The sequence below is a fragment of the Ensifer sp. VA4 genome (assembly GCF_055710065.1).
The window spans coordinates 389909-415930 of sequence record NZ_JBVQPO010000002.1 but is presented as its reverse complement, the minus strand read 5'-3'; the positions used below and the strand labels follow the sequence as shown (position 1 = coordinate 415930).

Genomic DNA, 26022 nt, shown 5'->3' with positions numbered 1-26022 from the left:
GACAACACCGGCGCAACTTTCACTCCAGCAATAATCTGTTAACCCTAACAGAGCGTTAATGGCGCGATTCCATCTCTGTCAGCCGAGGACTTTCATGGCTCCCTATCAGTTCATCGAGCGGCCGTCGCCGTTCAACACCAGCGCCGGCAAGACCCTGCCGATCTTCGCGGTCACGCCGGCGCACATCGAGACGGGGACGATCGATCCGATCGCTTTGGACTGGGCGCGCAAGGCTGGCTTTACCGCCGAATCCGGCGCGGTGCTGTTGATCCCGTCGTCCGACGGCCATCTCGGCGGCGCGCTTTTCGGTCTCGGCAGCAACCCGTCGGAGGCGCCGTTCCTGGCCGGCAAGCTCGCGCGGGCGCTGCCGGCGGGCAAGTGGCACATCGAAACGGCCCCGCTTACCGCCAACCGCCTGGCGCTCGGCTACGGCCTCGGCTCCTACCGCTTTGAACGCTACAAATCCGCCAAGGTGGAGCCGCCGACGCTGCTCATCCCCGCTGACGCCGACGCGACCGACATCAAGCGGCAGCTTGCCGGCGTATTCCTGGCGCGCGACCTCATCAACACGCCGACCAACGACATGGGACCGGAAGCGCTCGAGGCGGCATTCCGCGCGCTGGCGACCCACTACAAGGCTGATGTCTCGGTCATATCAGGCGAAGCGCTGCTGACGCAGAACTTCCCGCTGGTCCATACCGTTGGTCGCGCCAGCGCCGAGGCGCCCCGCCTTCTCGAGTTGCGCTGGGGCAAGAAGGGTCACAGGAAGATAACGCTGGTCGGCAAGGGCGTCTGCTTTGATACCGGCGGCCTCGACATCAAGCCGTCCGCCTCCATGCTCCTGATGAAGAAGGACATGGGCGGTGCCGCCAATGTGCTCGGCCTGGCGCTGATGATCATGGACGCCAAGCTCAAGGTCGATCTGCGCGTCATCGTGCCCGTGGTCGAAAACTCGATCTCCGCCAATGCCTTCCGCCCCGGTGACATCTACCGCAGCCGCAAGGGACTGACGGTGCAGATCGACAACACCGATGCCGAGGGCCGGCTGATCTTGGCCGATGCGCTCGCCTATGCCGACGAGGCAAAGACCGACCTGCTCGTCGACATGGCAACGCTCACCGGCGCCGCCCGCGTCGCGCTCGGCCCGGACCTGCCGCCTTTCTTCACCGACGATGCCGATCTCGCCCACGATCTCTCCGAAGCGAGCCTCGAGGTGGACGATCCGATATGGCGCATGCCGCTCTACAACGGCTACGACAAGGATGTCTCGGCGCGGATCGCAGATCTCACCAATGCGCCGGCGGGCGGCATGGCCGGTTCGATCACCGCGGCGCTCTTCCTCCGGCGCTTCGTCACCAACACCAAGAGCTGGGTGCATTTCGACATCTTTGGATGGGCGCAGACCGAGCGGCCGCATTCGCCGGTCGGCGGCGAGGCACAGGCCATCCGGGCGCTCTATCATCACATCCAGAAGATGGCGAAATAGTCGGGCCTATTCGGCCTGCAAAAAGAAACGCTTGCGTAACGATCCGCCGCTATCGTGGCGGGTCAGTCCCATGCGCAGGAGCCGCCATTGCCGATTGAGCTTACGCCTTCCCAGGCCCTCGGGCTTTGGCATGCGGTGTCGCTCGCCCAGGTCCGGGTCGACAGCCGCGACCTGACCTTGCGGCAGCTGGCGATCCTCCTGCACATCTACCTCGTGCCGCCGCCGCACACCGTGCGCGGTCTGGCGGCGACGCTGGGCGTCACCAAGCCGGTTATCACCCGCGCGCTCGATACCATGGGGGCGCTTGGTCTTGTCGATCGCGTCCGCGATGATCGTGATCGCCGCAACGTCGTCATCAAAAGGACAGTCGAGGGTGCCATCTATCTTGAAAAATTCGGTGACCTGATCATTGATCAGGGCCGCAAACAGCCCAAGTGAGTAGATATGTCGACACTCCCCGATCGCCGCTTGAATGCCTATCGACCCGACCTCGCAGAGAGCCGTCTTCGCGGTGTCGTGCAAGCCGAACGCTATGTCGAGGGAAGCGTTGCCCGCGTCTCGGTTCCCGTTGCGCCCCTGCGGGCGAAGCCCGAACTCACCTGCGGCACCGACACAGAGCTGCTGCTTGGCGAATCGGTTCGAGTGCTCGACACCAACGCGAGCTGGTGCTGGGTGAAGGCCGATCTCGACGGCTATGTCGGCTACCTGCCGGAATATTGCCTCGCGCCGGTGGTCAAGAGCCCGACACATATCGTCTCAGTGCCGCGCACCTTCGTCTATACCGGCCATGATCTGCGCCTTCCGACGGTTTATCCGCTGTCGATGGGCAGTCGCTTGACGGTTGTCGATGAGCGCGAAACCCGGGGAACGCGCTACTTCCTGCTCGATGGCGGCCAGGCGGTCATCGCCAATCACTGCATCGAGGTCGGCAGTGTCGTGCCGGGAGACTATGTCTCCGTTGCTGTCCGTTTCATCGAAACGCCGTATCTCTGGGGCGGTCGCTCAGGCTTCGGCATCGATTGCTCCGGCCTTGTGCAACTGTCGATGATGATGGTCGGCAGGCTCGCGCCGCGCGATTCGGACATGCAGGCGACGGGCCTGGGAGCGCCGATTGCGCGCGATGAGCTCAAGCGCGGCGACCTCGTCTTCTGGAAAGGGCACGTCGCGCTGATGGAGGACGACCAAACCCTGATCCATGCCAACGGCCACACGATGACCGTTGCGCGCGAGGGGTTGGAAGCCTCGATCGAACGTATTGGTTGGCTCTATGACCAGCCGACGGGCTATCGCCGTCCCTGATCGCGCGTTATGGGAGGAACAAGGAGACTACTGCTTGCTTCCTCCTCGCCTGCTCTCAATCAATAGCCGGCTACTTTATCGACCACATGTTCGAGCGGCTGCCCGCTCTCGAAGCGGGCGATCTGCTGCTCGACATGACGGAACAGCGCCTTGACGTCGGAGGATGCCGCCACATGCGGCGTCACATAGACGTTCGGCATGGTCCAGAAGCGGCTGTCGCGGACAAGCGGTTCCTCTTCGAAGACATCGAGCGAGGCGCCGCCGAGCACGCCACTGTCGAGTGCCTTCAGGATATCGGCTTCGACCTGGCTGCCGCCGCGGCCGGCATTGATGAAGACAGGTGCACCGAACGGGCCGTTGCGGCTGAGTTTGGCAAACAGGCGCAGATTGAAGATACCCCGCGTATCCGGGGTTAGCGGCAGCAGGCCGACGAGGAAATCCGTGCGCGCCAGGAAGGTGTCGAGTTCGCTGCCGCCGTAGGTCTCGATGCCCGCGACAGACCTCTTGGTTCGCGACCACCCCACCACCTTGAAGCCCATGAGCGAGAGCTTACGGGCGGCGTCCTGGCCGAGGACGCCCATGCCCATGATGCCGACCGTGATGTCGGCGGCTTCCGGCTGGGTCAGATCGCGCCACTCGCGCTTCGCCGCCAGCGCCTCGTAGGCGCGGTGCTGGCGCAGATGCATGAGGCACTGCATGACGACCCATTCGCTCATGCGCGTTGTCAGTGTTTGATCCACAAAGCGTACGAGCGGCACCTCGGGAAGGCCGGGAAGCGTCAGCACGTGATCGACGCCGGCGCCGCCGGAGAAGACCACCTTGAGGTCTGGCGCCCGTTCGAAGAGATCCGGTGCCGATTTCCACACCACTGCATAGTCGATACCCGAGAGGTCGCGACTGTGGTGCACAATGTCGGCGCGATTGATCACCTCGCGATCGGGAAAGGCGCCGCGAAGGGCCTCCTCGACCTCTTCCGGAATGAACTTCAGATCGACGATGACGGGGCTCTTTGCAGTCATTGCGGGCACTCTACTGGCGGATCGCGGTGAGATTGACGGCTTCGATGTCGAACGCGGCCGCCATCAGCGCCTTGGTATAGTCCTCGGTCGGCGCGCTGAAGATGCGTTCGGCCGGCCCCTGTTCCACCACCTTGCCCATGCGCATCACGATCATCTCGTTCGCCAGTGCCCGCACGACTTTCAGGTCGTGGCTGATGAACAGATAGGCGAGGTCGTGTTTGCTCTGCAGGTCGCGCAGCAGATCGACCACCTGCGCCTGCACGCTCATGTCGAGGGCCGAGGTCGGTTCGTCGAGCATGACGAATTGCGGCTTGAGCACCATGGCACGGGCGATGGCGATGCGCTGGCGTTGCCCGCCGGAAAATTCGTGCGGGTAGCGCCAGCGGGTCGCAGGATCGAGGCCGACCTCTTCGAGTGCGGCGGCGACACGCGCATCGCGCTCGTTTTCGGAAAGGGACCGCTCGTGAATCTTCAGGCCCTCGGCAATGATGTCGGCCACTGACATGCGCGGGCTGAGCGAGCCATAGGGATCCTGGAAGACGATCTGCATCCGGTTTCGCAGCGGCCGCATCTCGTTGAAGCTGTAACGGTCGATGTCCTTGCCGACGAAGGCGATGCGTCCCTTGGACGAGATCAGCCGCGTCAGCGCCAGCCCGAGGGTCGTCTTGCCGGAGCCGGATTCGCCGACGACGCCGAGCGTCTGACCGGCACGCAGCTTGAGGTCTATACCGTCGACCGCCTTCACATGGTCGACCACCTTGCGCAGGAAGCCGGTCTTGATCGGGAACCAGACCTTCATGTCGGAGGCTTCCATCACGATCGGCTTGGAGGCGTCGGAGGGCGGCGGGTTGCCCTTCGGTTCCGACGCAAGCAGGTGGCGGGTATAGGCGTGTTGCGGGCTGGCGAAGATCTCGGCGGTCGGCCCGGTCTCGACGATCTTGCCCTTGGTCATCACGCAGACCCGGTCGGCGATCTTGCGCACGATGCCGAGGTCGTGGGTGATGAACAGCATCGACATGCCGTGTTCGTCCTTGAGCTTCTTCAGAAGCTCGAGGATCTGTGCCTGGACCGTCACGTCGAGCGCCGTCGTCGGTTCGTCGGCAATCAGCAGTTCCGGCCGGTTGGCGAGCGCCATCGCGATCATGACGCGCTGGCGCTGGCCACCGGAGAGCTCGTGCGGATAGGCGCTGAGGCGCTTCTCCGGCTCGCGGATGCCGACCTGGTTCAGGAGTTCGAGAATGCGGGTGCGCGCGGCGGCTCCTTCGAGCCCTTGGTGCAGTTCGAGGATCTCGCCGATCTGCCGCTCGATCGAATGCAGCGGATTGAGCGAGGTCATCGGTTCCTGGAAGATCATGGTGATGTCGTTGCCGCGCACGTTGCGCAGCTCCGCGTCATTGGCCTTCAGGAGGTCCTTGCCGTTGAAGAGGATCTCGCCGCTCGGATGGCTGGCCGAAGGGTAGGGCAGCAGCTTCAGGATCGAATTGGCCGAGACCGACTTGCCGGAACCGGATTCGCCGACGAGCGCAACGGTCTCGCCGCGCTGGATGTCGAAGGAAATGTGCTCGACGGCAAGCGACGTGTTGCCGCCTTGATGAAAGGCGACCGAGAGATCGCGAACGGAAAGAAGGGGATCTGTCATCGTCGCGCTCACCGGAACGTCTTTCTCGGGTCGAAGGCGTCGCGCGTTGCCTCGCCGACGAAAATCAGCAGCGACAGCATGATCGACATGACGCAGAAGGCCGTCAGTCCCAACCAGGGCGCCTGGAGGTTGGACTTGCCCTGGGCGATCATTTCGCCGAGCGAAGGCGAGCCCGGCGGCATGCCGAAGCCCAGGAAGTCGAGCGAGGTCAGCGTCGTGATCGATCCGGAAAGGATGAAGGGCAGGAAGGTCAGCGTCGCGACCATGGCGTTCGGCAGCAGGTGGCGAAACATGATCGTGGCGTTGCCGACGCCGAGCGCACGGGCTGCGTTTACGTATTCGAAATTGCGTGCCCGGAGGAACTCGGCGCGCACGACGCCGACGAAGCCGACCCAGGAAAACAAGAGCATGATGCCGAGCAGCACGAAGAAGCCGGGCGGCAGGATCGCGGCGATGATCAACAGGATGTAGAGCACCGGCATTGACGACCAGATCTCGATGAAGCGTTGCATCAGGAGATCGGTCCAGCCGCCGAAATAGCCCTGGACGGCGCCCGCCGTAACGCCGATCACCGCCGAGGCAATGGTCAGCGTCAGGCCGAAAAGCACCGAGATGCGGAAGCCGTAGATCATCCGCGCCATGACGTCGCGCGCCTGGTCGTCGGTGCCGAGCCAATTGAGATTGCCGGCGACGCAGTTGCGGTCGTTCACACCTTCCGGATAGGCGGAGCAGCGCTCCTCCTTGCTCATCAGCCAGAAGGGCGCCGTCGGCGCCGAATGCGGGATGTTGGAATTGACCGTCTGGTAGGAATAGCGGATCGGCGGCCAGATCATCCAGCCGTTGGCCTCGATCTCGTCGCGAATGAAGTCGGAGCGGTAGTCGGTTTCCGCAAGGAAGCCGCCGAACTTCTCTTCAGGGTAGCTGATGACCACGGGAAACAGCAGTTCGCCCTTGTAGGAGGCAACGATCGGCCTGTCGTTGGCGATGAGCTCGGCACAGAGGCTGAGCCCGAAGAGCACGAGAAAGATCCAGAGCGACCAGTAGCCGCGCCGGTTCGCCTTGAAATTCTGCCAACGCCGCTGGTTGACGGGGGACAGCCAGCCGCGCGGCGGCACGGCCGCGGGGGCAGTCGGAGAGGTCGTTACGCTTGCCATCAGACATCCCTCCGCTCGAAGTCGATGCGCGGATCGACCCAGGTGTAGATGAGGTCCGAGAGCAGGCTGACGAGCAGGCCCATCAGCGAGAAGATGAAGAGCGTCGCGAAGACGATCGGATAGTCGCGCTTGACGACCGAGTCATAGCCGAGGCGGCCGAGACCATCGAGCGAGAAGATGTATTCGATCAGCAGCGAGCCGGTGAAGAAGGCCGAGATGAAGGCACCGGGAAAGCCGGCGATGATGATCAGCATGGCGTTGCGGAACACGTGGCCGTAGAGCACCTGGCGATCGTTGAGCCCCTTGGCCCGCGCCGTCGTCACATATTGCTTCTTGATCTCGTCGATGAAGGAATTCTTGGTGAGCAGCGTCGTGGTCGCAAACGCCGAAAGGAGCAGCGTGATCAGCGGCAGCGTCATGTGCCAGATATAGTCGAGCGGCTTCTGCCACCAGGGCAATTGCCAGAAATTGTCCGAGACGATGCCGCGCAGCGGGAACCAATCGAAAAACGACCCGCCAGCGAACACGACGATCAGCAGGATGCCGAACAGGAAGCTCGGCACGGCATAGCCGATGATGATGACGCCGGAGGTCCAGACATCGAAGGTGGAGCCGTCGGTGACCGCCTTCTTGATGCCGAGCGGGATGGAGATCGCGTAGGAAAACAGGAGAATCCAGAGGCCGAGCGAGATCGAGACCGGCATCTTCTCCTTGATGAGATCGATGACCGAAGTATTGCGGAAGAAGCTCTCGCCGAAATCGAAGCGGATATAGTTCCACATCATCGTGACGAAGCGTTCGAGCGGCGGCTTGTCGAAGCCGAACTGCTTTTCGAGTTTGGCGATGAATTCCGGATCAAGACCCTGGGCGCCGCGATAGCGGCCGCTTTCCTCGCCGCCGCGCTGCAGCAGGTCGCCGCCATTGCCGCTCAGTCGATCCGAGCCGCTGGCATTGGTAAGTTCAGAGATCACCTGCTCGACCGGGCCGCCCGGCGCGAACTGAACGACGATGAAGGAGATCGCCATGATCCCGAACAGCGTCGGGATCATCAGGAGCAGGCGGCGCAGGATATAGGCACCCATCAGGCCAGCCTTTCGATCGACGTGTGGGCGGTGGCCCGGACCCGCGAAGCGTCGGCATGCCGTCTATGATGTCTCAATCCTTGCGTCTCCTTGCGGCTGTCGGGCCCGGATCGGGGCTCGTGCTTGTTTCAGTGATTCGTTTTTTTGCATTTGGAATCGAGACGCCGCTGGAGTGCAAGGACTTCATTTGGCAGCGGCGGTTTTCGACCACCAGATATCGGGGAAGCCGATCCCATAGGTCGGCAGTTCTGCGGGCCGCTCGAACTTGTCCCAGTAGGCGATCGTCATGTCCTTCTTGTAGTAGAGCGGCACGACGAAATTGTGCGCGAGCAGGACGCGGTCGAGTGCTTTCGTCGCCGCCACGAGTGCCTTGCGATCCTTGGCGAAGATCACCTTCTCGATCAGCGCATCGACGCCGGCATCGGCGATCCCGGCGTAATTTCGCGAGCCGGGCTCCTTGGCGGCCCTCGATCCCCATTGGTCGAGCTGCTCGTTTCCGGGGCTGAGGGTCTCGCCCCACACGATCCAGGTCATGTCGTAGTCGAAGGCGCGCGTGCGGTTGGTGTATTGCGACGGGTCGACGGTGCGCACGCGCGCGTCGATGCCGATCTTCTTGAGGTTCTGCGCATAGGGCAGTGCGACGCGCTCGAGCGTGGCGCTGCTCAAGAGGATCTCGAACGAGAACGGCCTTCCCGATTTTGCCTCGACCATCCGGTTGCCCTTCAGCTCGTAGCCGGCCTCCTTGAGCAGGGCGATCGCCTGGCGCAGGTTGTCGCGCCCCGCCTGCGGCGTGCCTCCTACGGGATTCTTGTAGGGTGTCGTGAAGACTTCCGGCGGCACCTTGTCCTTCACTTCGTTGAGGATGGAGAGCTCGTCCCCTTCCGGCAGGCCCGAAGAGGCGAGCTCCGTGTTCCAGAAGTAGCTGTCGACCCGCGTATATTGGTTATAGAAGACCGTGCGGTTCATCTCTTCGAAGTCGAAGGCATAGTTCAGCGCCTGGCGCACCCTTTCGTCGTTGAAGGGCGCACGCCGCATGTTGGGCACGAGGGCCTGCATGATGCCGGTGGCCCTCAGCGGATTGGGCAGGCTCTCGCGCTTGATGCGGCCGTCCTTGACCGCCGGGAAGTCGTAGCCGGTAGCCCAGCGGCTCGCCTGGTTTTCCTGCCAATAGTCGCTGTTGCCCGAACGAAACGCCTCGAACTCGACATCGCGGTCACCGAAGAACGTATAACTGATCGAGCCGAAATTGTTGTGTCCGACATTGACGTTGAGCGACTTGCCCCAATAGTCGTCCCTGAGCTCGTAGCGGATCGTCGCACCGGCTGAAAAGGATGCGATCTTGTAGGGGCCGGAGCCCATCACCGGTTCCAGCGTCGTCTTGTTGATGTCGCGCGGCTTGCCATCCGGCCCTTGCCCCTCCCACCAGTGCTTCGGGAGGATGAGGAACTGGCCCAGAATATGCGGCAGTTCGTGGTTGTTCTTCTCGTCGAAATGGAAGGTGACGTCGCGTTCTCCGGTCTTTTCGGCCGACTTCACGTGCTTGTAGTAGTTCGAATAGAGCGGATTGAGTTCCTTGGTCTTGTCGAAGCTAAAGATGACGTCTTCCGGCGTCACCGGCTTTCCGTCCGCCCATTTCGCTTCCTGCCGCAGGCGGAAGGTGGCGGACGAGATGTCAGCGGGATAGGAGACGCCCTCGGCAAGCAGGCCATAGGCCGTCGAGATTTCGTCGTCTGCGGATTTCATCAAGGTGTCGAAGACCAGCGCCAAACCGACGGCGACCTCCCCTCTGTCGAGGATCGGATTGAAGGTGTCGTAGGTGCCGGTGTTCGAGAGCCTGACGTCGCCGCCCTTCGGTGCGTTCGGATTGACATAGTCGTAATGCGGGAAGTTGGGCTTGTATTTGAGTTCGCCGACGAGCGACAGCCCATGATGCCAGTCGGGGTGTTCGGCTTTGGCTGCAGGAGGAAGGAGAAGAAGCGCCGCAGCCAGCAGTGACGTTGCGAGGCCAGGTTTCATGGTCCTGCAGAAGTTTGGCATCCAGCCGGTACCCCCTTATATTTCAATCTTCTTTTTTGAGAGCATAGGCGAAATCCCGGCAATTGACAGGCACTGCCGCAAATCAGGCGAAATTTTTGAGTCACATCCCGGTGATTCACGACCGCGTGAGTCGCAAGGCTCAGGCAAAGACCGGGCTCTAGGATAGGGGTTCGTAGGACATCGCAGGCTGCGCGTCGGCGCGGATGTCCGCGGGACAAACGGGACGAATTTTGATGATTGCTCCATTTCGACGCTGCGGTTCGGCGCTTCTGGCGCTGCTGCTGGGCACAAGCCTTCTGGTTGCCGACAATGCGGTTGCGGATGAAACGCCGGCCAAGGCGCTGTTCGGCGCCAAGGCCCTGCCGGCCGAAATGGCTGCCAATCCCTATGGGTTCTACGCCAAGGGTTGCCTTGCCGGCGGGGTCGCGATCCCGACCGACGGGCCCACCTGGCAGGCGATGCGGCTGTCGCGCAACCGCCGTTGGGGCCACCCGCAGATGATCGCGCTGATTGAGCAGTTTTCGCATGATGCGGCCGAAAAGGTCGGCTGGCCGGGCCTGTTGCTCGGCGACATCTCCCAGCCGCGCGGCGGCCCGATGCTGTCGGGGCATGCGTCCCACCAGATCGGCCTTGACGCCGATATTTGGCTGACGCCGATGCCTCAGCGCACGCTCACCTATCGCGAGCGCGAGGATATTTCGGCAACATCGATGCTGCAGAAGAACAAGTTCTTGACGATCGATCGTTCGGTCTGGACGCCGAAACATGCGCAATTGATCATGCTGGCTGCGAGCTACCCGCAGGTCGAGCGCGTCTTCGTCAATCCGGCGATCAAGAAGAAACTTTGCGATACCTGGACCGGCGACCGTTCGGCGCTCGGCAAGGTCCGGCCGATCTACGGCCACGACTATCATTTCCACATCCGCATCAAATGCCCCGAGGGCGCCACGAGCTGCAAGGACCAGGCGGCCGTGCCGGCCGGCGACGGCTGCGACAAGTCGCTGGCCTGGTGGTTTACCGACGAGCCCTGGGCGAAGCCTGCGAAGAAGCCGGGCGAAAAACCCGTGAAGCCGAAGGTGACGACGCTTGCCGACCTGCCGAAGGCCTGTGCGCTGGTGCTGAACGGCCCCGCGCCGGCCTCGGAAGAGGCCGCCACCTTTGGCACGGCCTATCGCGCGGCTGCGCCGGCTCCGGCGGCTGAGGAGGGTATCGAACAGGTGATCGGCGCTGCCGCGGGCGATGTGCCGCCGGCCGATGTTCCGGTGCCGCTGGCCCGTCCGCCCCTGCAATAGATCCTGGACGCATGAGCGGAGTGGGAAGGCTTCAATCTTTCCATTGCCGCAGCGTTCATGTATAGGGCGATCAAATCGATTTAAAGATTGATACGAGGCCCGACATGGCGGATCGGAAATGCATTGCCCTGATCGCTCACGATCAGAAGAAGGACGATCTAGCTGCTTTTGCCAAGACGCATGAGGCGGTTTTGTCCCAATGGCGCATCGTTGCGACAGGCACGACAGGCGGCCGTGTCCTCGATGTCTGCCCGGGGCTCGATATCACGCGACTGAAAAGCGGTCCGCTCGGCGGTGACCAGCAGATCGGCGCGATGATTGCCACCGGCGAGGTGCAATTGCTGATCTTCTTCGTCGATCCCCTCACGGCGATGCCGCATGACGTGGACGTCAAGGCGCTGATGCGTCTTGCAATCGTCTACGACATTCCGATGGCTCTTAACCGGGCGACGGCCGAACAGTTGCTCGACTTCAATCCAAAGCCATGAACGTGATCGCTTCTGATGAGTTGGGCGGATGCGGGCGGAAAATCGCACACTTTCCCTTATCCCGCTCTAACTGATAGACAACGCTATATACCTGCCACGACCGATCAGGATGGATCTTGCGATGCCCGGCACCAGTGAAAACGTCTTCCCCTTTCCGATCCTGATCGGCGATATCGGTGGCACCAATGCCCGCTTTGCCTTGCTCGTCGATGCCTTTGCCGAGCCGAAACAACTGCCGCCGATCAAGACCGGTGATTTCGAAACGATCGAGGAGGCGATGCAGAAGAGCATCCTCGACAAGACCTCGGTCCAGCCGCGTTCGGCTATTTTGGCTGTGGCCGGTCCCATCCGGGGCGACGAAATTCCGCTCACCAATGCTGGCTGGGTGATCAGGCCGAAGGACATGCTTTCGAGTCTTGGCCTCGAAGACGTGCTGATCATCAACGATTTCGAGGCACAGGCGCTCGCGGTCGCCGCGCCGGCGGATGAGGATCTCGTGCAGATCGGCGGCGGCAGCGTCCGCCCGCTGACGTCGCGCGTCGTTCTCGGCCCGGGCACGGGCCTCGGCGTCGGCGGACTGGTCTTTGCCCAGCACACCTGGATCCCGGTACCGGGCGAAGGCGGCCATGTCGACATCGGCCCGCGCAGCGAACGCGACTTCCAGATCTGGCCCTTCCTCGAGCCGATCGAAGGGCGCATGGCCGGCGAGCAGATCCTTTGCGGCCGCGGCATCATGAATCTCTATCGCGCCGTCTGTGCCGCCGATGGTATCGATCCGGTGCTCGCCGAACCGGCGGAAGTGACGACGCAGGCGCTTGCCGAGAGCGACAGGGCGGCCATCGAGACGATTTCGTTGTTCTGCACCTATCTCGGCCGCGTTGCCGGCGACATGGCGCTGATTTTCATGGCCCGCGGCGGCGTGTTTCTGGCCGGCGGCATTTCGCAGAAGATCCTGCCGGCGCTCATGAAATCACCGTTCCGTGCCGCCTTTGAAGACAAGGCGCCGCACTCGGCGCTGATGAAGACGATCCCGACGTTTGCCGTCATCCATCCGATGGCAGCCCTCTCGGGTCTTGCCGTTTTTGCCCGCACGCCGTGGGATTTCGGTGTTGCAACGGAGGGACGCCGCTGGAGAAGCTAAGCAGTCGGCGCGCGCAAAGACTCGCCAAAGCGACACCAAAGCACTATAGAGCCCCGGGAAAGGTCGGGCCGGAAACCGGCTCGCCACATTGGGTCCAGGGAAGACGGGCTTTTTGAGCGCCAGCAATAGAAAACAGCACGCGGTCGATTCCGATACGATCAGCGGAATCCTGAAACGGGTCATTGCGGAAAACGGTCGCGACCACATTCGCGGCTATGTCTTCGCCATTGCCTGTCTGGCCGTCGTTGCTGCGACAACCGGCTTCACGGCTTCGATCATGGAAACCGTGATCAACGAGGCCTTCGCCAACAGGCGGGCCGACATCGTCCTGCTCGTTTGCGGCGCGATCCTTGCGGCCTTCGTGTTGCGTGGCTTCGCCACCTATGGCCAGGCCGTTGCCCTGTCGAAGATCGGCAACAACATCGTCGCGCGTTACCAGCGCCGGCTCTACGCCCACCTGATGGCGCTGAGCGTCGGCTATTTCAACGAGACGCGGTCGGCACAGCTTGCGGCCCAGATCAGCCAGAACGTCAGCGGCATCCGCGACGTGCTCAATCTGACGGTCACGTCGATCGCCCGCGACCTTCTGACGCTGATCGGTCTCATCGGCGTCATGTTCGCCAAGGACTGGCTGCTGTCGATCATCGTCTTCGTCGCCGCGCCGCCATTGCTGCTCGGCCTGCGCTACGTCTCGAAGCGCCTGCGCTCGGCGACGCGCGAATCGATCGAGGTCAACAGCCGCGTTCTCGGCGCGATGCAGGAAACGATCCAGGGCATCACCATCGTCAAGGCCTTCACCATGGAAGGCGAATTGCGCGGCAAGGTCGAGGCCATCATCGATCGGGCCGAGAACCGGGCGAACCGCATTGCGCGCTTAAGCGAGCGCACGGCGCCGATGACCGAGACCTTCGCCGGCCTTGCGATTTCCGCCGTTCTCGCCTATTCCGCCTTCCGCGCGATCTATGCCGACGTGCCGCCCGGCGCCTTCTTCGCCTTCGTCGTGGCCCTCCTGATGGCTTACGATCCGGCCCGCCGCCTGGCGCGGCTGCAGGTCTCGCTGGAGCGTGCCGCCGTCAATGCCCGCATGGTCTATGAAATCCTCGACACCGTGCCGCATCAGCGCGACAAGCCCGATGCCAAGGAGCTGGCCTTCAGCGGCGCCGCCGTGGAGCTGCGCGACGTCCGCTTCCAATACGCCAATGGCGACGAGGTTCTGAAAGGCGTCAGCTTCGTCGCCGAAGGCGGCAAGACGACGGCGCTCGTCGGCCCCTCCGGCGCCGGCAAGTCGACGGTCATCAGCCTCATCCCGCGCTTCTATGATCCGACTTCTGGCCAGATCCTGATCGATGGACAGGACATTGCCGACGTCACCAAGCAGTCGCTGCGCAAGGGCATCGCCTATGTCTCGCAGCAACCCTATCTCTTCGAAGGATCGATCCGCGACAACATCCGCTACGGCCGCATCGACGCGACCGACGCGGAGATCGAGGAGGCCGCACGGCTTGCCTATGCGCATGATTTCATTCTGACGCAGCCGCAGGGTTACGACACCCCTGTCGGCGAGAACGGCATGACGCTTTCCGGCGGCCAGCGCCAGCGCCTGTCGATCGCCCGCGCGCTCGTGCGCAACGCCCCGATCCTGCTGCTCGACGAGGCCACCTCGGCGCTCGATACGGAATCGGAAGCCGCCGTGCAGAAGGCACTCGATCACGCCATGAACGGCCGCACGGTGATCGTCATCGCCCATCGCCTTTCGACCGTCGTCAATGCCGACAAGATCATCGTCATGAAGGATGGTTCCGTCGTCGAGGAGGGGACGCATGCCGAGCTTGCACGGCGACCGGACGGTCTCTACGCTCGGCTTCACAATCTTCAGGGTCAGTCGCCTGAGGCCAAGGCTCCCGAAGCGCCGGCCGGCGCCGAAATCTAGAGCATTTCCAGCAAAAGTGCGTAACGGTTTTGCGTCCGGAAATGCGTAAGAACAATGAGATAGAGCGTTTCCCCGACTCCTTTTTGACCGGGAACGCTCTAAGAACGGACGAGAAGGAAATCACCGATGGGCGAAACCGATATGAAGCTCGTGGTGGTGGGCGCCGCTGGCCGCATGGGTCAGACGCTGATTCGCACGGTTCACGCGATGGGTGGCGTCAGCCTGCATGCCGCCATCGAACGTCCGGGTTCCCCGTTCATCGGCCGTGACGCCGGCGAACTGGCCGGTCTCGGGCCGATCGGCGTGCCGGTCACCGACCAGCCGCTCGAGGCTTTCGTCGAGGCCGAAGGCGTGCTTGATTTCACGGCGCCGGCGGGCACCGTCGAGTTCGCCGGCCTCGCGGCCCAGGCCCGTATCGTCCATGTCATCGGAACCACCGGCTGCTCGGCCGACGACGAGGCGAAGATTCGCGCCGCCGCGCGCCACGCCCGCATCGTCAAATCGGGCAACATGAGCCTCGGCGTGAACCTGCTCGGCGTGCTCACGGAGAAGGCGGCGCGTGCCCTCGATTCTACCAACTGGGACATCGAAATCCTCGAAATGCATCACAAGCACAAGGTGGATGCGCCGTCGGGCACGGCGCTGCTTCTCGGCGAAGCGGCGGCAAGGGGCCGCGGCATCGGCCTTGCCGATAATTCGGTGCGCGTGCGTGACGGCCATACCGGCCCGCGTCCGGCCGGTGCGATCGGTTTTGCGACGCTGCGTGGCGGCTCGGTCGTTGGCGAGCATTCGGTCATTCTCGCCGGCGAAGGCGAGCAGGTGACGCTGTCGCACAGCGCTACGGATCGCTCCATCTTCGCGCGCGGCGCCGTGACTGCCGCGCTCTGGGCCCGCGGCCAGAAACCCGGTTTCTACTCCATGCTCGACGTTCTCGGGCTCAACTGACCTTTTCACTCTCAAGTCTCAAGGGGAATTCGACATGAGCGGTACTCTCGTCCTCGTCCGGCATGGCCAGAGCGACTGGAACCTCAAGAACCTGTTCACCGGCTGGCGCGATCCGGACCTGACGGAACTCGGCGTCGAGGAAGCCAAGGCCGGCGGCAGGGCACTTGCCGACTACGGCATCAAATTCGACATCGCCTTCACTTCGGCCCTCGTCCGCGCCCAGCGAACCTGCCAGCTTGTGCTCGACGCCGTCGGCCAGTCCTCGCTCGAAACGATCCGCGACCAGGCGCTGAACGAGCGCGACTACGGCGACCTCGCGGGCCTCAACAAGGACGATGCGCGCGAGAAGTGGGGCGAGGAGCAGGTGCATGTCTGGCGCCGCTCCTACGACGTTCCGCCCCCGGGCGGCGAAAGCCTGCGCGACACCGGCGCCCGCGTCTGGCCCTATTACCTGACCGAGATCCTGCCGCGCGTGCTGTCCGGCCAGAAGGTCCTGGTTGCCGCCCACGGCAACTCGCTGCGCTCGCTGGTCATGGTGCTCGACCGCCTGACCAAGGAGCAGATCCTGAAGCTCAACCTCGCGACCGGCGTGCCGATGGTCTACAAGCTCAACGCCGACTCGACCGTCGCTTCCAAGGAAGTGCTGGGCGACATGTCCGGCGCCCACTGAGCGCTCCCGGAATGCAGAATGGAGAAGGGGCGCCGAGCGAGCGCCCCTTTTGTTTTGCCAAGCAGTTCCAGGAAACCTGCGATTTCCGTCCGGAACGGGTGACCTGCAAACATCAGATCGTGCCGTCCGCCGCCTTTCCGGCCTCCCATCCGAGGATCGCGCGCTTGCGCGTCAGGCCCCAGTGATAGCCGGTGAGGTCCCCGCCCTTGCCGAGCGCGCGGTGGCAGGGGACGACGAAGGAGATCGGGTTTCGGCCGACGGCAGCACCGACCGCGCGCGACGCCGTCGGCTGGCCGATGTTTCCGGCGATGTTCGAATAGGTGGTGGCGCAGCCGAGCGGGATCTTCAACAGCGCCTGCCACACCCGGATCTGGAAATCGGAGCCGATCAAGAAGATACGCAGCGGCTCTTCCGGGCGCCAGCGCGACGGATCGAAGATGCGTGCAGCATAGTAGGCCGTTGCCGCGCTGTCCTCGATATAGCTGGCGTTCGGCCAGCGCTGCGCCATGTCCTCGAAGCTCGCCTGTTCGCCGCCGGCATCGTTGAAGGCAAGGCCGGCAAGTCCCCGCTCGGTGATCATCACGAGGGCGGTGCCGAAGGGGGAGGGGTGGTAGCCGTAGCGGATGGTGAGACCCTCGCCGCGCGCCTTCCATTCGCCCGGTGACATCGCCTCGTGGGTCACGAACAGGTCGTGCAGGCGGCTCGGTCCTGATAGCCCCACCTCGATGCTGGTTTCGAGCAGCGGCATGTCTTCCTTGCGCAGCAGACGTTTGGCATGGTCGAGCGTCACGGCCTGGAGAAAGGCTTTCGGCGAAAGTCCGGCCCAGCGGGTGAAGACCTTCTGAAGCTGCGTTGGCGATTGTTTCAGGCGCTGCGCCACGGTTTCGAGCGACGGCTGGTCACGATAATCCTCGGTCAGCATTTCGATCACGCGGCTGACCGTATCGTAGTCGGTGCCTTTCGGCGTGATGTCTGTGGGTACGGATGTCGCAATGTTCATGGCTCTTCTCCTGTCATGCCACAGGTAACCATTTGGCGGCCCCGGCAACCACCCGAAACTTGAGTGAATGCGCGGATTTGGATCCCCATTTGTTGGCCGGGAGGCGTTAGCGGCGGCGAACGGTCGCAAGCGCGCCCGAAAGGGCGAGCGCGAAGGTTTCGCGATCGTCGCGATTGAGAAACGAACCGATATCGGTCCGCCGGCCACCGCCGCTGATCGTCATTGAGACGATGCCGATCTCCTGGTGCCGGGCGACGTTGAAGCGCGCCCAGAAAGGATTGAACCGGTGTTCGGTGATCTTTCCGGAGGGGGTGAACTTGCGCACGGAAACATCGGTCCTGGATACGCTGACCTCCTCGCGGCTGAGTGCCGAGCGATTGTTCAGCCAGAAGGCGCCGAAGAGCAGCAGATAGTCGAGGCCGAAGAAGAACACGACCGGCCAAGCGCCGATGACGAGGAAGACGACGGCGTGCACGAGGCTCAACAGCCCGGCGATCAGAAAGAAGATCTTGAAGCCGCGGCGCCCGAGCGAGCGATAGGGCGTGAGCTCGGCTGTGAAGACCGGCGCATCTTCGGGCGGGGTGGTGGCGTTGCCATTGATCATGACCTTTGACTATAGATGCATCATGAAAAACGTGAAGCCGAAATTGCCCGTTGGCGCTGCGAAACCGAAGTCGGCGACCGCCCGCCGCGCGCCGCCGCGCGTGAAGAACCTCTATGGCCGGGACGAGCTCAAGGAGATCTTCCGCCGCTTCTCGATCCAGCGGCCGGAGCCGAAGGGGGAGTTGGAGCACGTCAATCCGTTCACGTTGGTCGTCGCCGTGGCCCTTTCGGCGCAGGCGACCGATGCCGGCGTCAACAAGGCGACGCGGGCGCTGTTCGCCGTCGCCGATACGCCGGAGAAGATGCTGGCGCTCGGGGAAGAGAAGCTCCGGGACTACATCAAGACCATCGGCCTCTACCGCAACAAGGCGAAGAACGTCATCGCGCTCAGCGAAAAGCTGATCCGCGATTTCGGCGGAGAGGTGCCACGCACGCGCGAGGAGCTGGTCACCCTTCCGGGCGTCGGCCGCAAGACCGCCAATGTGGTGCTCTCCATGGCTTTCGGCCAGTCAACGATCGCCGTTGACACCCACATCTTCCGCATCGCCAATCGCATCCTCCTGGCGCCGGGCAAGACCCCGGACGAGGTGGAAGAGAAGCTGATCAAGATCATCCCGGACGAGTATCTCTACCATGCACATCACTGGCTGATCCTGCACGGGCGCTATTGCTGCAAGGCGCGCAAGCCCGAATGCGAGCGCTGTATCATCGCCGATCTCTGCAAGTCGCCGGAAAAGACCTGCGATGTCCCGGCGCCGCTCGTCGAACTGCCGCCGCAGAACATCTCCGCCGCAAGTTGATCGATATCGTCAGATCGTTCCGCCGGGCGCCGATTTCGCCGCTGTATATGATGAAGGCGCGTTTCCTGCGGCGTGAGCCAGCCGGCACGCGTCTTTTGGCTTCCAAATGGCGGGAAAACCGGTATTAACGAACACCGGCCATCACGGAGACCGGACGAGGTTCATGACAAAATACGACGTGCTGACGATCGGCAATGCCATCGTTGATATCATCGCGCGCTGCGACGATGCCTTTCTCAACGAAAACGGCATCATAAAAGGCGCCATGAACCTCATCGATGCCGAACGCGCCGAGTTGTTGTACTCGCGCATGGGCCCGGCGGTCGAAGCGTCCGGCGGCAGCGCCGGCAATACGGCAGCCGGTGTCGCCAGCCTCGGCGGCCGGGCCGCCTATTTCGGCAAGACCGCGAGCGATCAGCTCGGCGAGATCTTCGCACACGATATCCGCGCGCAGGGCGTTTACTTCGAGACGAAGCCGCTCGAAAGCGTGCCGCCGACGGCGCGCTCGATGATCTTCGTCACTGAGGACGGCGAGCGTTCGATGAACACCTATCTCGGCGCGTGCGTCGAGCTTGGCCCCGAGGATGTGGAGGCTGACGTCGTCGCCCAGTCCAAGGTCACCTATTTCGAAGGCTATTTGTGGGATCCGCCGCGGGCCAAGGACGCCATCCGTGAAACCGCCCGGATCGCCCACGAAAACGGCCGCGAAACCGCGATGACGCTCTCGGACAGCTTTTGTGTCCACCGCTACCGCGACGAGTTCCTCGAGCTCATGCGTTCCGGAACGGTCGACATCGTCTTCGCCAACAAGCAGGAAGCGCTGGCGCTCTACGAGACCGAGGACTTCGATCTGGCGCTGGAAAAACTCTCGAAGGACTGCAAGCTCGCCGCCGTGACGCTGAGCGAGGAAGGGTCGGTGGTCGTGCGCGGAGAAGAGCGGGTCCACGTCGGCGCAAAGCCGATCGCCCAGGTCGTCGATACGACCGGCGCCGGCGACCTCTATGCTGCAGGCTTCCTTCACGGCTACACGACCGGACGCTCGCTCGAAGATTGCAGCAGGCTCGGCAACCTCGCCGCCGGCATCGTCATCGGTCAGATCGGACCACGACCGATGGTGTCGCTGGCAACCGCCGCCAAGCAGGCCGGTCTCGCCTGATTCGACCTGATTGAGTTGTGCGAAAAACGGGCGCGGCTTACTTGAAGGCCTCGCCCGGATAGGCACCCCAGATCTCGCTCTGGGCGATCCAGCCTTCGACGCCCTGCGTCTCGACATGGCACCAGTCGCCATTGCATTCGCCGACACGCACGATGACGCCAGGTTCCATGCGGGCGGTGATCGGGGCCGTTCCTTGCGGATCGCGGCGCATGTTGACGAAGACGCCTTCGCCCTTGCCGCGCATCCAGGGCGCTGCGACGGCCGTGCGGTCGCCGGAAAGCAGTGCCTGGTTTACCCAGCCCTCGGTGCCGTCGGCATCGCGGATACGGCGCCAGTTATCGTATTCCTGGATGATCTCCACCGGTACGCCGGGCTTCATGTAACGGAACGCGACCGCGTAATCGACGCTCGGGCCGATCCTGAGATTGACGCTCTTGGACTTGAGGCTGACGAATCGCGGCAGCGGCAATCCGCTGGCGCCCTTGGCGGCTTGAGCGTAAGCCGCCGACGTCATGATCCCGGCGCCAAGGCAGGCGGCGATCAACGAGAACGAGAATCTGGCAATGACATGACGCATGACGAAGCTCATTATCCGTGGCACTACGGCGCCGCGCGTCCTGGGACGCGCAAAGGTCGCTGTAGGACTTTGAGTTGCTGCATGCCTTTGTCCTTCAATCGGAAACGATTTAAGGAGACATGCAGTCGCTTATGCAGGCGCAGTTCATTCGAGGCCCAGTTCGCGGGCTGAAATCGCGAGGACGACGACGCGAGTTTTGTTTGTCTTCCCGGTGGGGTCTGGTAGAAAATGCGGCTACAGGGAGAAAGTATCGCCCAACTTGGTTAAAGACCCGTCAACAAGGCCCGTCGCAGCAATGACAAGCAAGAAGAAGCCCACGGTCTACATCACCCGCAAATTGCCGGATATCGTCGAGACGCGCATGCGCGAGCTCTTCGACGCGGAGTTGAATATCGACGACACGCCGCGCAGCCAGCCGGAGCTGGTCGCGGCGGTGAAACGCGCCGACGTGCTGGTGCCGACGGTGACCGATCGCATCGATGCGGCGCTGATCGAGCAGGCCGGCCCGCAGCTGAAGCTGATCGCCAGCTTCTCGAACGGCGTCGACAACATTGACGTCGATGCCGCCGCGCGCAAGGGCATCACCGTCACTAACACGCCGAACGTGCTGACCGAAGACACGGCCGACATGGCGATGGCTCTGATTCTCGCGGTGCCGCGCCGGCTTGCCGAAGGTGCGCAGATCCTGACCGATCGCAAGGGCGAATGGGCCGGCTGGTCGCCGACCTGGATGCTCGGCCGGCGCATCGCGGGAAAGCGCATCGGCATCGTCGGCATGGGCCGGATCGGCACCGCCGTTGCCCGCCGTGCCAAGGCCTTCGGCCTCTCGATCCACTACCACAACCGCCACCGGGTGAAGGCGGAGACCGAAGAGATGCTGGAGGCGACCTACTGGGACAGCCTCGACCAGATGCTTGCCCGCGTCGACATCGTCTCGGTCAACTGCCCGTCGACGCCGGCGACCTATCATTTGCTCTCGGCCCGCCGGCTGGCGTTGATGCGACCTGACAGCTACATCGTCAACACCGCCCGTGGCGGCATCATCGACGAGACGGCGCTGATCAAATGCCTGCGCGAGGGCAAGATCGCCGGCGCCGGTCTCGACGTCTTCGAGAACGAGCCTGCTGTCAATCCGAAGCTGATCAAGCTCGCCGGCGAAGGCAAGGTCGTGCTGCTGCCGCACATGAGCTCGGCGACGCTCGAAGGCCGGATCGACATGGGCGACAAGGTGGTGATCAACATCCGCACCTTCTTCGACGGTCACCGCCCGCCGGACCGCGTGCTTCCGGGCCGCGATTGATCGCGAAAGGCTGCACGGCCCTGACGTGCGGTCGTCCGTCCAGAGTTTAGAGCGTCTTGCGCATCTCGATTGCCGTCGGCCGGGTAAAGCCGGGATGGCACATCGTGCCGCTCTGGATGAATCCCCAGGCGGCAAAGGCGCGGTGGTTGTCGACGAGTTCGATGCGGGTCAACAGCCGCAGTGCGGGAAGGCCGAGCGTCCGCGCCGTCATTTCCGCTTCCGCGAGCAGCCGCCGGCCGATGCCCTTTCCCTGTGTCTGTGGGGCAACTGCGAGCTTGCCGATATAGAGACAATCGGCCTCGGGCTTGCAGAAGATGCAGCCGACGAGCCTTTCGCCGTCGCTGACACCGAAGGCGATCTCGTCAGCGATCTTTTGCCGGAGCGATTCGACGTTCAATGCATGCGCCGACGAGGGCGGGTCGATTTGCCCGTCCATGTAGGAGAAGGCGCCAAGGATAAGCGCCAGCAGCTCCTCGTGCCGGTCGAATGTTCCGTCGATGCGAAAGATTTGCACCATGGTCGGCCTATGTTCTGCGACGATAGCGGATGGTGTTGAACTGCGCCGTCAGCGCGTCATACATCAACAGCCGCCCGACGAGCGGCTCGCCGAAGCCGGCAATCACCTTGATCGCTTCCATCGCCTGCAGCGTGCCGATGACGCCGGTCAACGCGCCGACAATGCCCGCCTCGGCGCAGGAGGGCACGACGCCCGCCGGTGGCGCTTCGGGAAAGAGATCGCGATAGGAAGGATTCGGCCGGCCGTCCGCGCCGGCCTTGTAAGGCATCAGCACCGTCAGCGAACCGTCGAAGCGGCCGACGGCGCCGGTCACCAGCGGAATGCCGACCCTTGCCGCCGTATCGGCTGCGAGGTAGCGCGTGTCGAAATTGTCCGAGCCGTCGATCACCAGGTAATATTGCCGGAACAGCGGCTCGGCATTGTCGGAGCTGAGCCTGATCTGGTGGCCCTCGACGACGACATGCGGATTGAGCGAGGCAATTGCCTCCGCCGCCCGCTCCACCTTGGCGCGGCCGATGTCCTCGGTGCGGTGAATGACTTGTCGCTGTAGATTGGAGAGCGAAACGGTGTCGTCGTCGACGATACCGATGCGACCGATGCCGGCGGCTGCCAGGTAGTGCAGCACCGGCGCGCCGAGACCGCCGGCGCCGATGACCAACACGCTCGCCGCCTTCAGCTTCTGCTGGCCGGCGCCACCGATTTCGGGCAGCACGATATGGCGGGCGTAGCGGGAGATCTCCGATTGGTCGAGCTTGTTCTCACCGGTCATGGCAACATCCTCCTCGGCGGCGGCCGATCTCTAGATCTTGGGTCGACTCGACCAAATCATAAACGTGATCGACGCCCGTAAGGGAGAGCGGGATCCGTGCGGAAAACCGCAAACACTTTCCTCATCCGGCTCCTGCTTAGCCCGTAACGCTGCCGTGCGAAACGGTCAGGAAGCGGCCGCGATCGCCAAGCGCCTCGAACATCGCCTGGTCCGTGCCGGTCATGAAGGCCTGGCCGCCGAGGCCGTCGACGAGGTCGAACAGCGCCGCGCGCCTGTTGATGTCGAGATGCGCTGCGATCTCGTCGAGCAGAAGGATCGGCGCGTGGCCGGTCATGTCGCCGACGAGACGTGCATGCGCCAGCACCAGGCCGACGAGCAACGCCTTCTGCTCGCCGGTCGAGCAGCGTGCCGCCTCCATATCCTTCTCGCGGTGGCGAACGAGCAGGTCGCTCCGATGCGGCCCGTCGAGCGTGCGGCCTGCCGCCGCGTCGCGCGGCCGTCCATCTCGCAGCATCGTCAGATATTGCTCTTCGAGATCATAGGCCGGGCGGTGACCCTCGTCGTCGAGGAACCCGGACAGCGCCAGCCGTGCCGACGGAAAGACATCGCCATCCACGTTCCGTTCGACGAGTGCGGTGAGCAGGCCGAGCATTTCCTGCCGCGCCAGCGCCATGGAAACGCCGAGGCCGGCCATCTCGCGTTCGATCGCGGTCAGCCAAGCCGGGTCCGGGCGAAACTCGGTCAGCAGGCGGTTGCGGCTGCGCATCGCGCGGTCGAACTCGCTGGCGCGGCGGCCATGTTCCGGATCGAGCGAAAGCACCAGCCGATCGAGAAAGCGCCGCCGATCGGAAGAGGGCCCGGTGAAGAGACCGTCCATCGACGGGGTCAGCCAGAGGACGCGCAGGTGATCGGTCAGCTCGTCGACGCTCGCCGCCGCGGTTCCGTTGAGCCGCAGTCGTCGGGACTGCCCCTCGGTCACGCCCGCGGTGCCGGTGCCGATTTCGACCGGCCCCTCCATGCCCTCGACAGCGGCGAAGACGGAGAAGCCGTCACTGGCGCCGACACGGGTGACGTCGGCATAGGCCGCACGCCGCAAGCCCCGACCGGGAGAGAGGAACGAGACCGCTTCCATCAGGTTGGTCTTGCCGGCGCCGTTCTCTCCCGTCAGCACCACATGACGCTGATCGAGCTCCAGCGAAAGGGCCGCATAGTTGCGGAACTCCGTGAGCTTCAGGCGGTTGAGAAAGACCTTGTGTGGCATCGGCAGTCCGGATTCGACGTTGGGCGCAGCTAGGACGAAAGCAGGCGCCAAGGCAAGATGAAACGGCATGCTTGTCCATATCGGTGCAAGTTGGCCGATTTCGGCGGGGGAAAGGCGACAAACCCCTCGGATCAGGTGCTTTTCTTGGGCGCTCCGGTCCAATATGACAGTTTCATGACAATCCACGAATGGACATATTTGTGATGCTGGCCTGGTTCCGCAAACTACTTCCCCGCGAGGATCGCTTTTTCGAGCTCTTCGCAAAACACTCGCTCACCGTCGTCGGCGCCGCCGATGCGCTCGACAAGCTGCTTGCCGGCGGCGATGACATGGAGAAACAGTGCGACAGGATCGTCGCGCTCGAAGATCAAGCGGACCACATCACGGCCGAAGTGCTTCTTGCAGTCCGTCGCTCCTTCATCACGCCCTTCGACCGCGGCGACATCAAGGACCTGATCCAGTCGATGGACGATGCCATCGACATGATGCACAAGACGGTCAAGACGATCAGGCTCTACGAACAGAAGAGCTTCGAACCCGGCATGCGCGAAATGGGCGCGATTGTCGGCCGGGCTGCGCACCTGATTGCCGAGGCTGTCCCGCTGCTGGACCGTATCGGCGCCAATCACGATCGCCTCATCGCCATCGCCGAGGAGATCACCCGCATCGAGGGACATTCCGACGAACTGCACGACCAAGGCCTCAAGGAGCTGTTCCACCGCTACGGCACCGGCAACGCGATGGCCTATATCGTCGGCAGCGAGATCTATGGCCAGCTGGAGAAAGTCATCGACCGGTTCGAGGACGTTGCCAATGAAATCAGCGGCATCGTGATCGAGAACGTCTGATGGATGCGACGCTCGCCTTTCCGTTGCTCGCGGGATTGATTGCCATCGCGCTGTTCTTCGACTTCCTGAACGGCTTGCACGATGCCGCCAATTCCATCGCCACGATCGTCTCGACGCGGGTGCTCAGGCCGCAATATGCGGTCATGTGGGCGGCCTTCTTCAACTTCATCGCCTTCCTGTTCTTCGGCCTGCACGTGGCCGAGACGCTCGGCAAGGGCATCATCGATCCCGGCATCGTGACGCCGCTGGTGATCTTCTCGGCCCTCATGGGAGCGATCGTCTGGAACATCGTCACCTGGCTGTTCGGCATTCCGTCGAGCTCGTCGCACGCGCTGATCGGCGGCCTCGTCGGTGCCGGCCTTGCCAGCACGGGCTTCAATTCCATCGTCTGGACCGGTCTTCTCAAGACCGTCGGCGCCATCTTCATGTCGCCGGCAATCGGCTTTTTCCTGGCGCTGATACTGGTGCTGATCGTCTCCTGGCTGTTCGTGCGGCAGACACCCTTTGCCGTCGATCGCACCTTCCGCGTGATGCAGTTCCTCTCCGCGTCGCTCTATTCGCTCGGTCACGGCGGCAATGACGCGCAGAAGACCATGGGCATCATTGCCGTTCTGCTCTTTTCGCAGGGTTATCTCGGTTCGGAGTTCTACGTGCCCTTCTGGGTCGTGATCACCTGCCAGGCGGCGATCGCACTCGGCACGCTGTTCGGCGGCTGGCGCATCGTCCATACCATGGGCTCGAAGATCACCAGGCTCAATCCGATGCAGGGTTTCTGCGCCGAAACCGGCGGAGCGATCACGCTGTTTGCCGCCACCTGGCTCGGCATTCCGGTTTCGACGACGCACACCATCACCGGCGCGATCATCGGCGTCGGGGCCGCGCGCCGCGTCTCGGCCGTGCGTTGGGGGCTTGCAGGCAATATCGTGATTGCCTGGTTCATCACCATGCCGGCAGCGGCGGCGATCTCGGCATTCGCCTACTTCACGATCGATCTGCTGTTCTGATCGAT

General features: G+C 63.2%; 25 protein-coding genes. 14 read left to right on the top strand and 11 right to left on the bottom strand.

Going from position 1 to position 26022, the window contains the following annotated elements; translation table 11 throughout:
- Positions 1 to 94 precede the first annotated feature (94 nt).
- From AC0C6X_RS04990 to AC0C6X_RS04980, 3 genes are all read left to right on the top strand, one after another.
- Positions 95 to 1486 carry a leucyl aminopeptidase family protein gene (locus AC0C6X_RS04990; protein ID WP_472952092.1) on the top strand — a complete coding sequence of 464 codons (1392 nt, stop codon included), beginning with the start codon at positions 95 to 97 and terminating at the stop codon, positions 1484 to 1486.
- Positions 1487 to 1573: 87 nt separating this feature from the next.
- Positions 1574 to 1924: a MarR family transcriptional regulator gene (locus AC0C6X_RS04985; protein WP_173515084.1), complete on the top strand. Its 351-nt coding sequence runs from the start codon at positions 1574 to 1576 to the stop codon at positions 1922 to 1924.
- A 6-nt stretch (positions 1925 to 1930) separates the two neighbouring features.
- Complete coding sequence (locus tag AC0C6X_RS04980; protein ID WP_247960359.1) at positions 1931 to 2785, top strand: C40 family peptidase; 855 nt, start codon at positions 1931 to 1933, stop codon at positions 2783 to 2785.
- Positions 2786 to 2844: 59 nt separating this feature from the next.
- Here the strand turns inward: AC0C6X_RS04980 and AC0C6X_RS04975 are convergent, their stop codons facing one another.
- From AC0C6X_RS04975 to AC0C6X_RS04955, 5 genes are all read right to left on the bottom strand, one after another.
- Positions 2845 to 3804 (bottom strand): 2-hydroxyacid dehydrogenase, encoded by a 960-nt coding sequence (locus tag AC0C6X_RS04975; RefSeq protein WP_247960358.1) that lies wholly within the window; start codon positions 3802 to 3804, stop codon positions 2845 to 2847.
- 10 nt (positions 3805 to 3814) lie between these two features.
- Complete coding sequence (locus AC0C6X_RS04970; RefSeq protein ID WP_472952090.1) at positions 3815 to 5443, bottom strand: ABC transporter ATP-binding protein; 1629 nt, start codon at positions 5441 to 5443, stop codon at positions 3815 to 3817.
- A gap of 8 nt (positions 5444 to 5451) precedes the next feature.
- Entirely contained in the window at positions 5452 to 6597 is a 1146-nt protein-coding gene (locus AC0C6X_RS04965) for an ABC transporter permease (RefSeq protein WP_472952088.1), read from the bottom strand.
- Positions 6597 to 7679, bottom strand: a complete 1083-nt coding sequence (locus AC0C6X_RS04960; protein WP_173515089.1) for a microcin C ABC transporter permease YejB — start codon at positions 7677 to 7679, stop codon at positions 6597 to 6599. The genes AC0C6X_RS04965 and AC0C6X_RS04960 overlap by 1 nt, the downstream gene beginning before the upstream one ends.
- A 183-nt stretch (positions 7680 to 7862) precedes the next feature.
- Complete coding sequence (locus AC0C6X_RS04955; RefSeq protein WP_247960357.1) at positions 7863 to 9716, bottom strand: extracellular solute-binding protein; 1854 nt, start codon at positions 9714 to 9716, stop codon at positions 7863 to 7865.
- A gap of 233 nt (positions 9717 to 9949) precedes the next feature.
- On the opposite strand from AC0C6X_RS04955, the gene mepA reads away from it, so the two are divergent.
- From mepA to AC0C6X_RS04925, 6 genes are all read left to right on the top strand, one after another.
- On the top strand, positions 9950 to 11008 hold the full coding sequence (gene mepA / locus AC0C6X_RS04950) for a penicillin-insensitive murein endopeptidase (RefSeq protein WP_247960356.1): 1059 nt from the start codon (positions 9950 to 9952) through the stop codon (positions 11006 to 11008).
- A 104-nt stretch (positions 11009 to 11112) separates the two neighbouring features.
- On the top strand, positions 11113 to 11496 hold the full coding sequence (locus AC0C6X_RS04945) for a methylglyoxal synthase (protein WP_173515092.1): 384 nt from the start codon (positions 11113 to 11115) through the stop codon (positions 11494 to 11496).
- Between the two features lie 121 nt (positions 11497 to 11617).
- A complete protein-coding gene (locus tag AC0C6X_RS04940) occupies positions 11618 to 12637 on the top strand; it encodes a glucokinase (protein WP_173515093.1) in 1020 nt (339 codons plus the stop codon).
- Positions 12638 to 12749: 112 nt separating this feature from the next.
- Positions 12750 to 14567 carry an ABC transporter ATP-binding protein gene (locus AC0C6X_RS04935; RefSeq protein WP_173515094.1) on the top strand — a complete coding sequence of 606 codons (1818 nt, stop codon included), beginning with the start codon at positions 12750 to 12752 and terminating at the stop codon, positions 14565 to 14567.
- 126 nt (positions 14568 to 14693) lie between these two features.
- Entirely contained in the window at positions 14694 to 15512 is an 819-nt protein-coding gene (dapB, locus tag AC0C6X_RS04930; protein WP_247960355.1) for a 4-hydroxy-tetrahydrodipicolinate reductase, read from the top strand.
- 34 nt (positions 15513 to 15546) lie between these two features.
- Positions 15547 to 16182, top strand: coding sequence for a 2,3-bisphosphoglycerate-dependent phosphoglycerate mutase (locus AC0C6X_RS04925; protein WP_247960354.1), 636 nt, complete (start codon positions 15547 to 15549; stop codon positions 16180 to 16182).
- Positions 16183 to 16294: 112 nt separating this feature from the next.
- Here AC0C6X_RS04925 and AC0C6X_RS04920 read toward each other — a convergent pair whose 3' ends face one another.
- Positions 16295 to 17182: a methylated-DNA--[protein]-cysteine S-methyltransferase gene (locus AC0C6X_RS04920; RefSeq protein WP_472952086.1), complete on the bottom strand. Its 888-nt coding sequence runs from the start codon at positions 17180 to 17182 to the stop codon at positions 16295 to 16297.
- 106 nt (positions 17183 to 17288) lie between these two features.
- Complete coding sequence (locus AC0C6X_RS04915) at positions 17289 to 17786, bottom strand: DUF2244 domain-containing protein (protein ID WP_472952085.1); 498 nt, start codon at positions 17784 to 17786, stop codon at positions 17289 to 17291.
- A 22-nt stretch (positions 17787 to 17808) separates the two neighbouring features.
- On the opposite strand from AC0C6X_RS04915, the gene nth reads away from it, so the two are divergent.
- A complete protein-coding gene (nth, locus tag AC0C6X_RS04910; RefSeq protein WP_247960352.1) occupies positions 17809 to 18585 on the top strand; it encodes an endonuclease III in 777 nt (258 codons plus the stop codon).
- A 163-nt stretch (positions 18586 to 18748) separates the two neighbouring features.
- On the top strand, positions 18749 to 19741 hold the full coding sequence (locus AC0C6X_RS04905) for an adenosine kinase (RefSeq protein WP_173515100.1): 993 nt from the start codon (positions 18749 to 18751) through the stop codon (positions 19739 to 19741).
- 37 nt (positions 19742 to 19778) lie between these two features.
- Here the strand turns inward: AC0C6X_RS04905 and AC0C6X_RS04900 are convergent, their stop codons facing one another.
- The gene (locus tag AC0C6X_RS04900) at positions 19779 to 20330 is read right to left on the bottom strand and encodes an SH3 domain-containing protein (protein ID WP_173515101.1); all 552 of its coding nucleotides are present in this window, start codon (positions 20328 to 20330) and stop codon (positions 19779 to 19781) included.
- Between the two features lie 283 nt (positions 20331 to 20613).
- On the opposite strand from AC0C6X_RS04900, the gene AC0C6X_RS04895 reads away from it, so the two are divergent.
- A complete protein-coding gene (locus AC0C6X_RS04895) occupies positions 20614 to 21618 on the top strand; it encodes a 2-hydroxyacid dehydrogenase (protein WP_077962855.1) in 1005 nt (334 codons plus the stop codon).
- A 46-nt stretch (positions 21619 to 21664) separates the two neighbouring features.
- Here AC0C6X_RS04895 and AC0C6X_RS04890 read toward each other — a convergent pair whose 3' ends face one another.
- The 3 genes from AC0C6X_RS04890 to recF all read right to left on the bottom strand — a co-directional run bounded on the left by AC0C6X_RS04890 (position 21665) and on the right by recF (position 24165).
- A complete protein-coding gene (locus AC0C6X_RS04890; protein ID WP_472952115.1) occupies positions 21665 to 22132 on the bottom strand; it encodes a GNAT family N-acetyltransferase in 468 nt (155 codons plus the stop codon).
- A 10-nt stretch (positions 22133 to 22142) separates the two neighbouring features.
- A complete protein-coding gene (locus AC0C6X_RS04885) occupies positions 22143 to 22904 on the bottom strand; it encodes a molybdopterin-synthase adenylyltransferase MoeB (protein ID WP_472952084.1) in 762 nt (253 codons plus the stop codon).
- A 136-nt stretch (positions 22905 to 23040) separates the two neighbouring features.
- Positions 23041 to 24165, bottom strand: a complete 1125-nt coding sequence (gene recF / locus AC0C6X_RS04880) for a DNA replication/repair protein RecF (protein WP_173515103.1) — start codon at positions 24163 to 24165, stop codon at positions 23041 to 23043.
- 203 nt (positions 24166 to 24368) lie between these two features.
- Between recF and AC0C6X_RS04875 the strand changes: the two genes are divergently transcribed.
- Both AC0C6X_RS04875 and AC0C6X_RS04870 read left to right on the top strand, forming a co-directional pair.
- The gene (locus AC0C6X_RS04875) at positions 24369 to 25013 is read left to right on the top strand and encodes a DUF47 domain-containing protein (protein WP_247960379.1); all 645 of its coding nucleotides are present in this window, start codon (positions 24369 to 24371) and stop codon (positions 25011 to 25013) included.
- Complete coding sequence (locus AC0C6X_RS04870; protein WP_173515104.1) at positions 25013 to 26017, top strand: inorganic phosphate transporter; 1005 nt, start codon at positions 25013 to 25015, stop codon at positions 26015 to 26017. Before AC0C6X_RS04875 ends, AC0C6X_RS04870 begins: the two co-directional genes overlap by 1 nt.
- Positions 26018 to 26022: the final 5 nt, after the last annotated feature.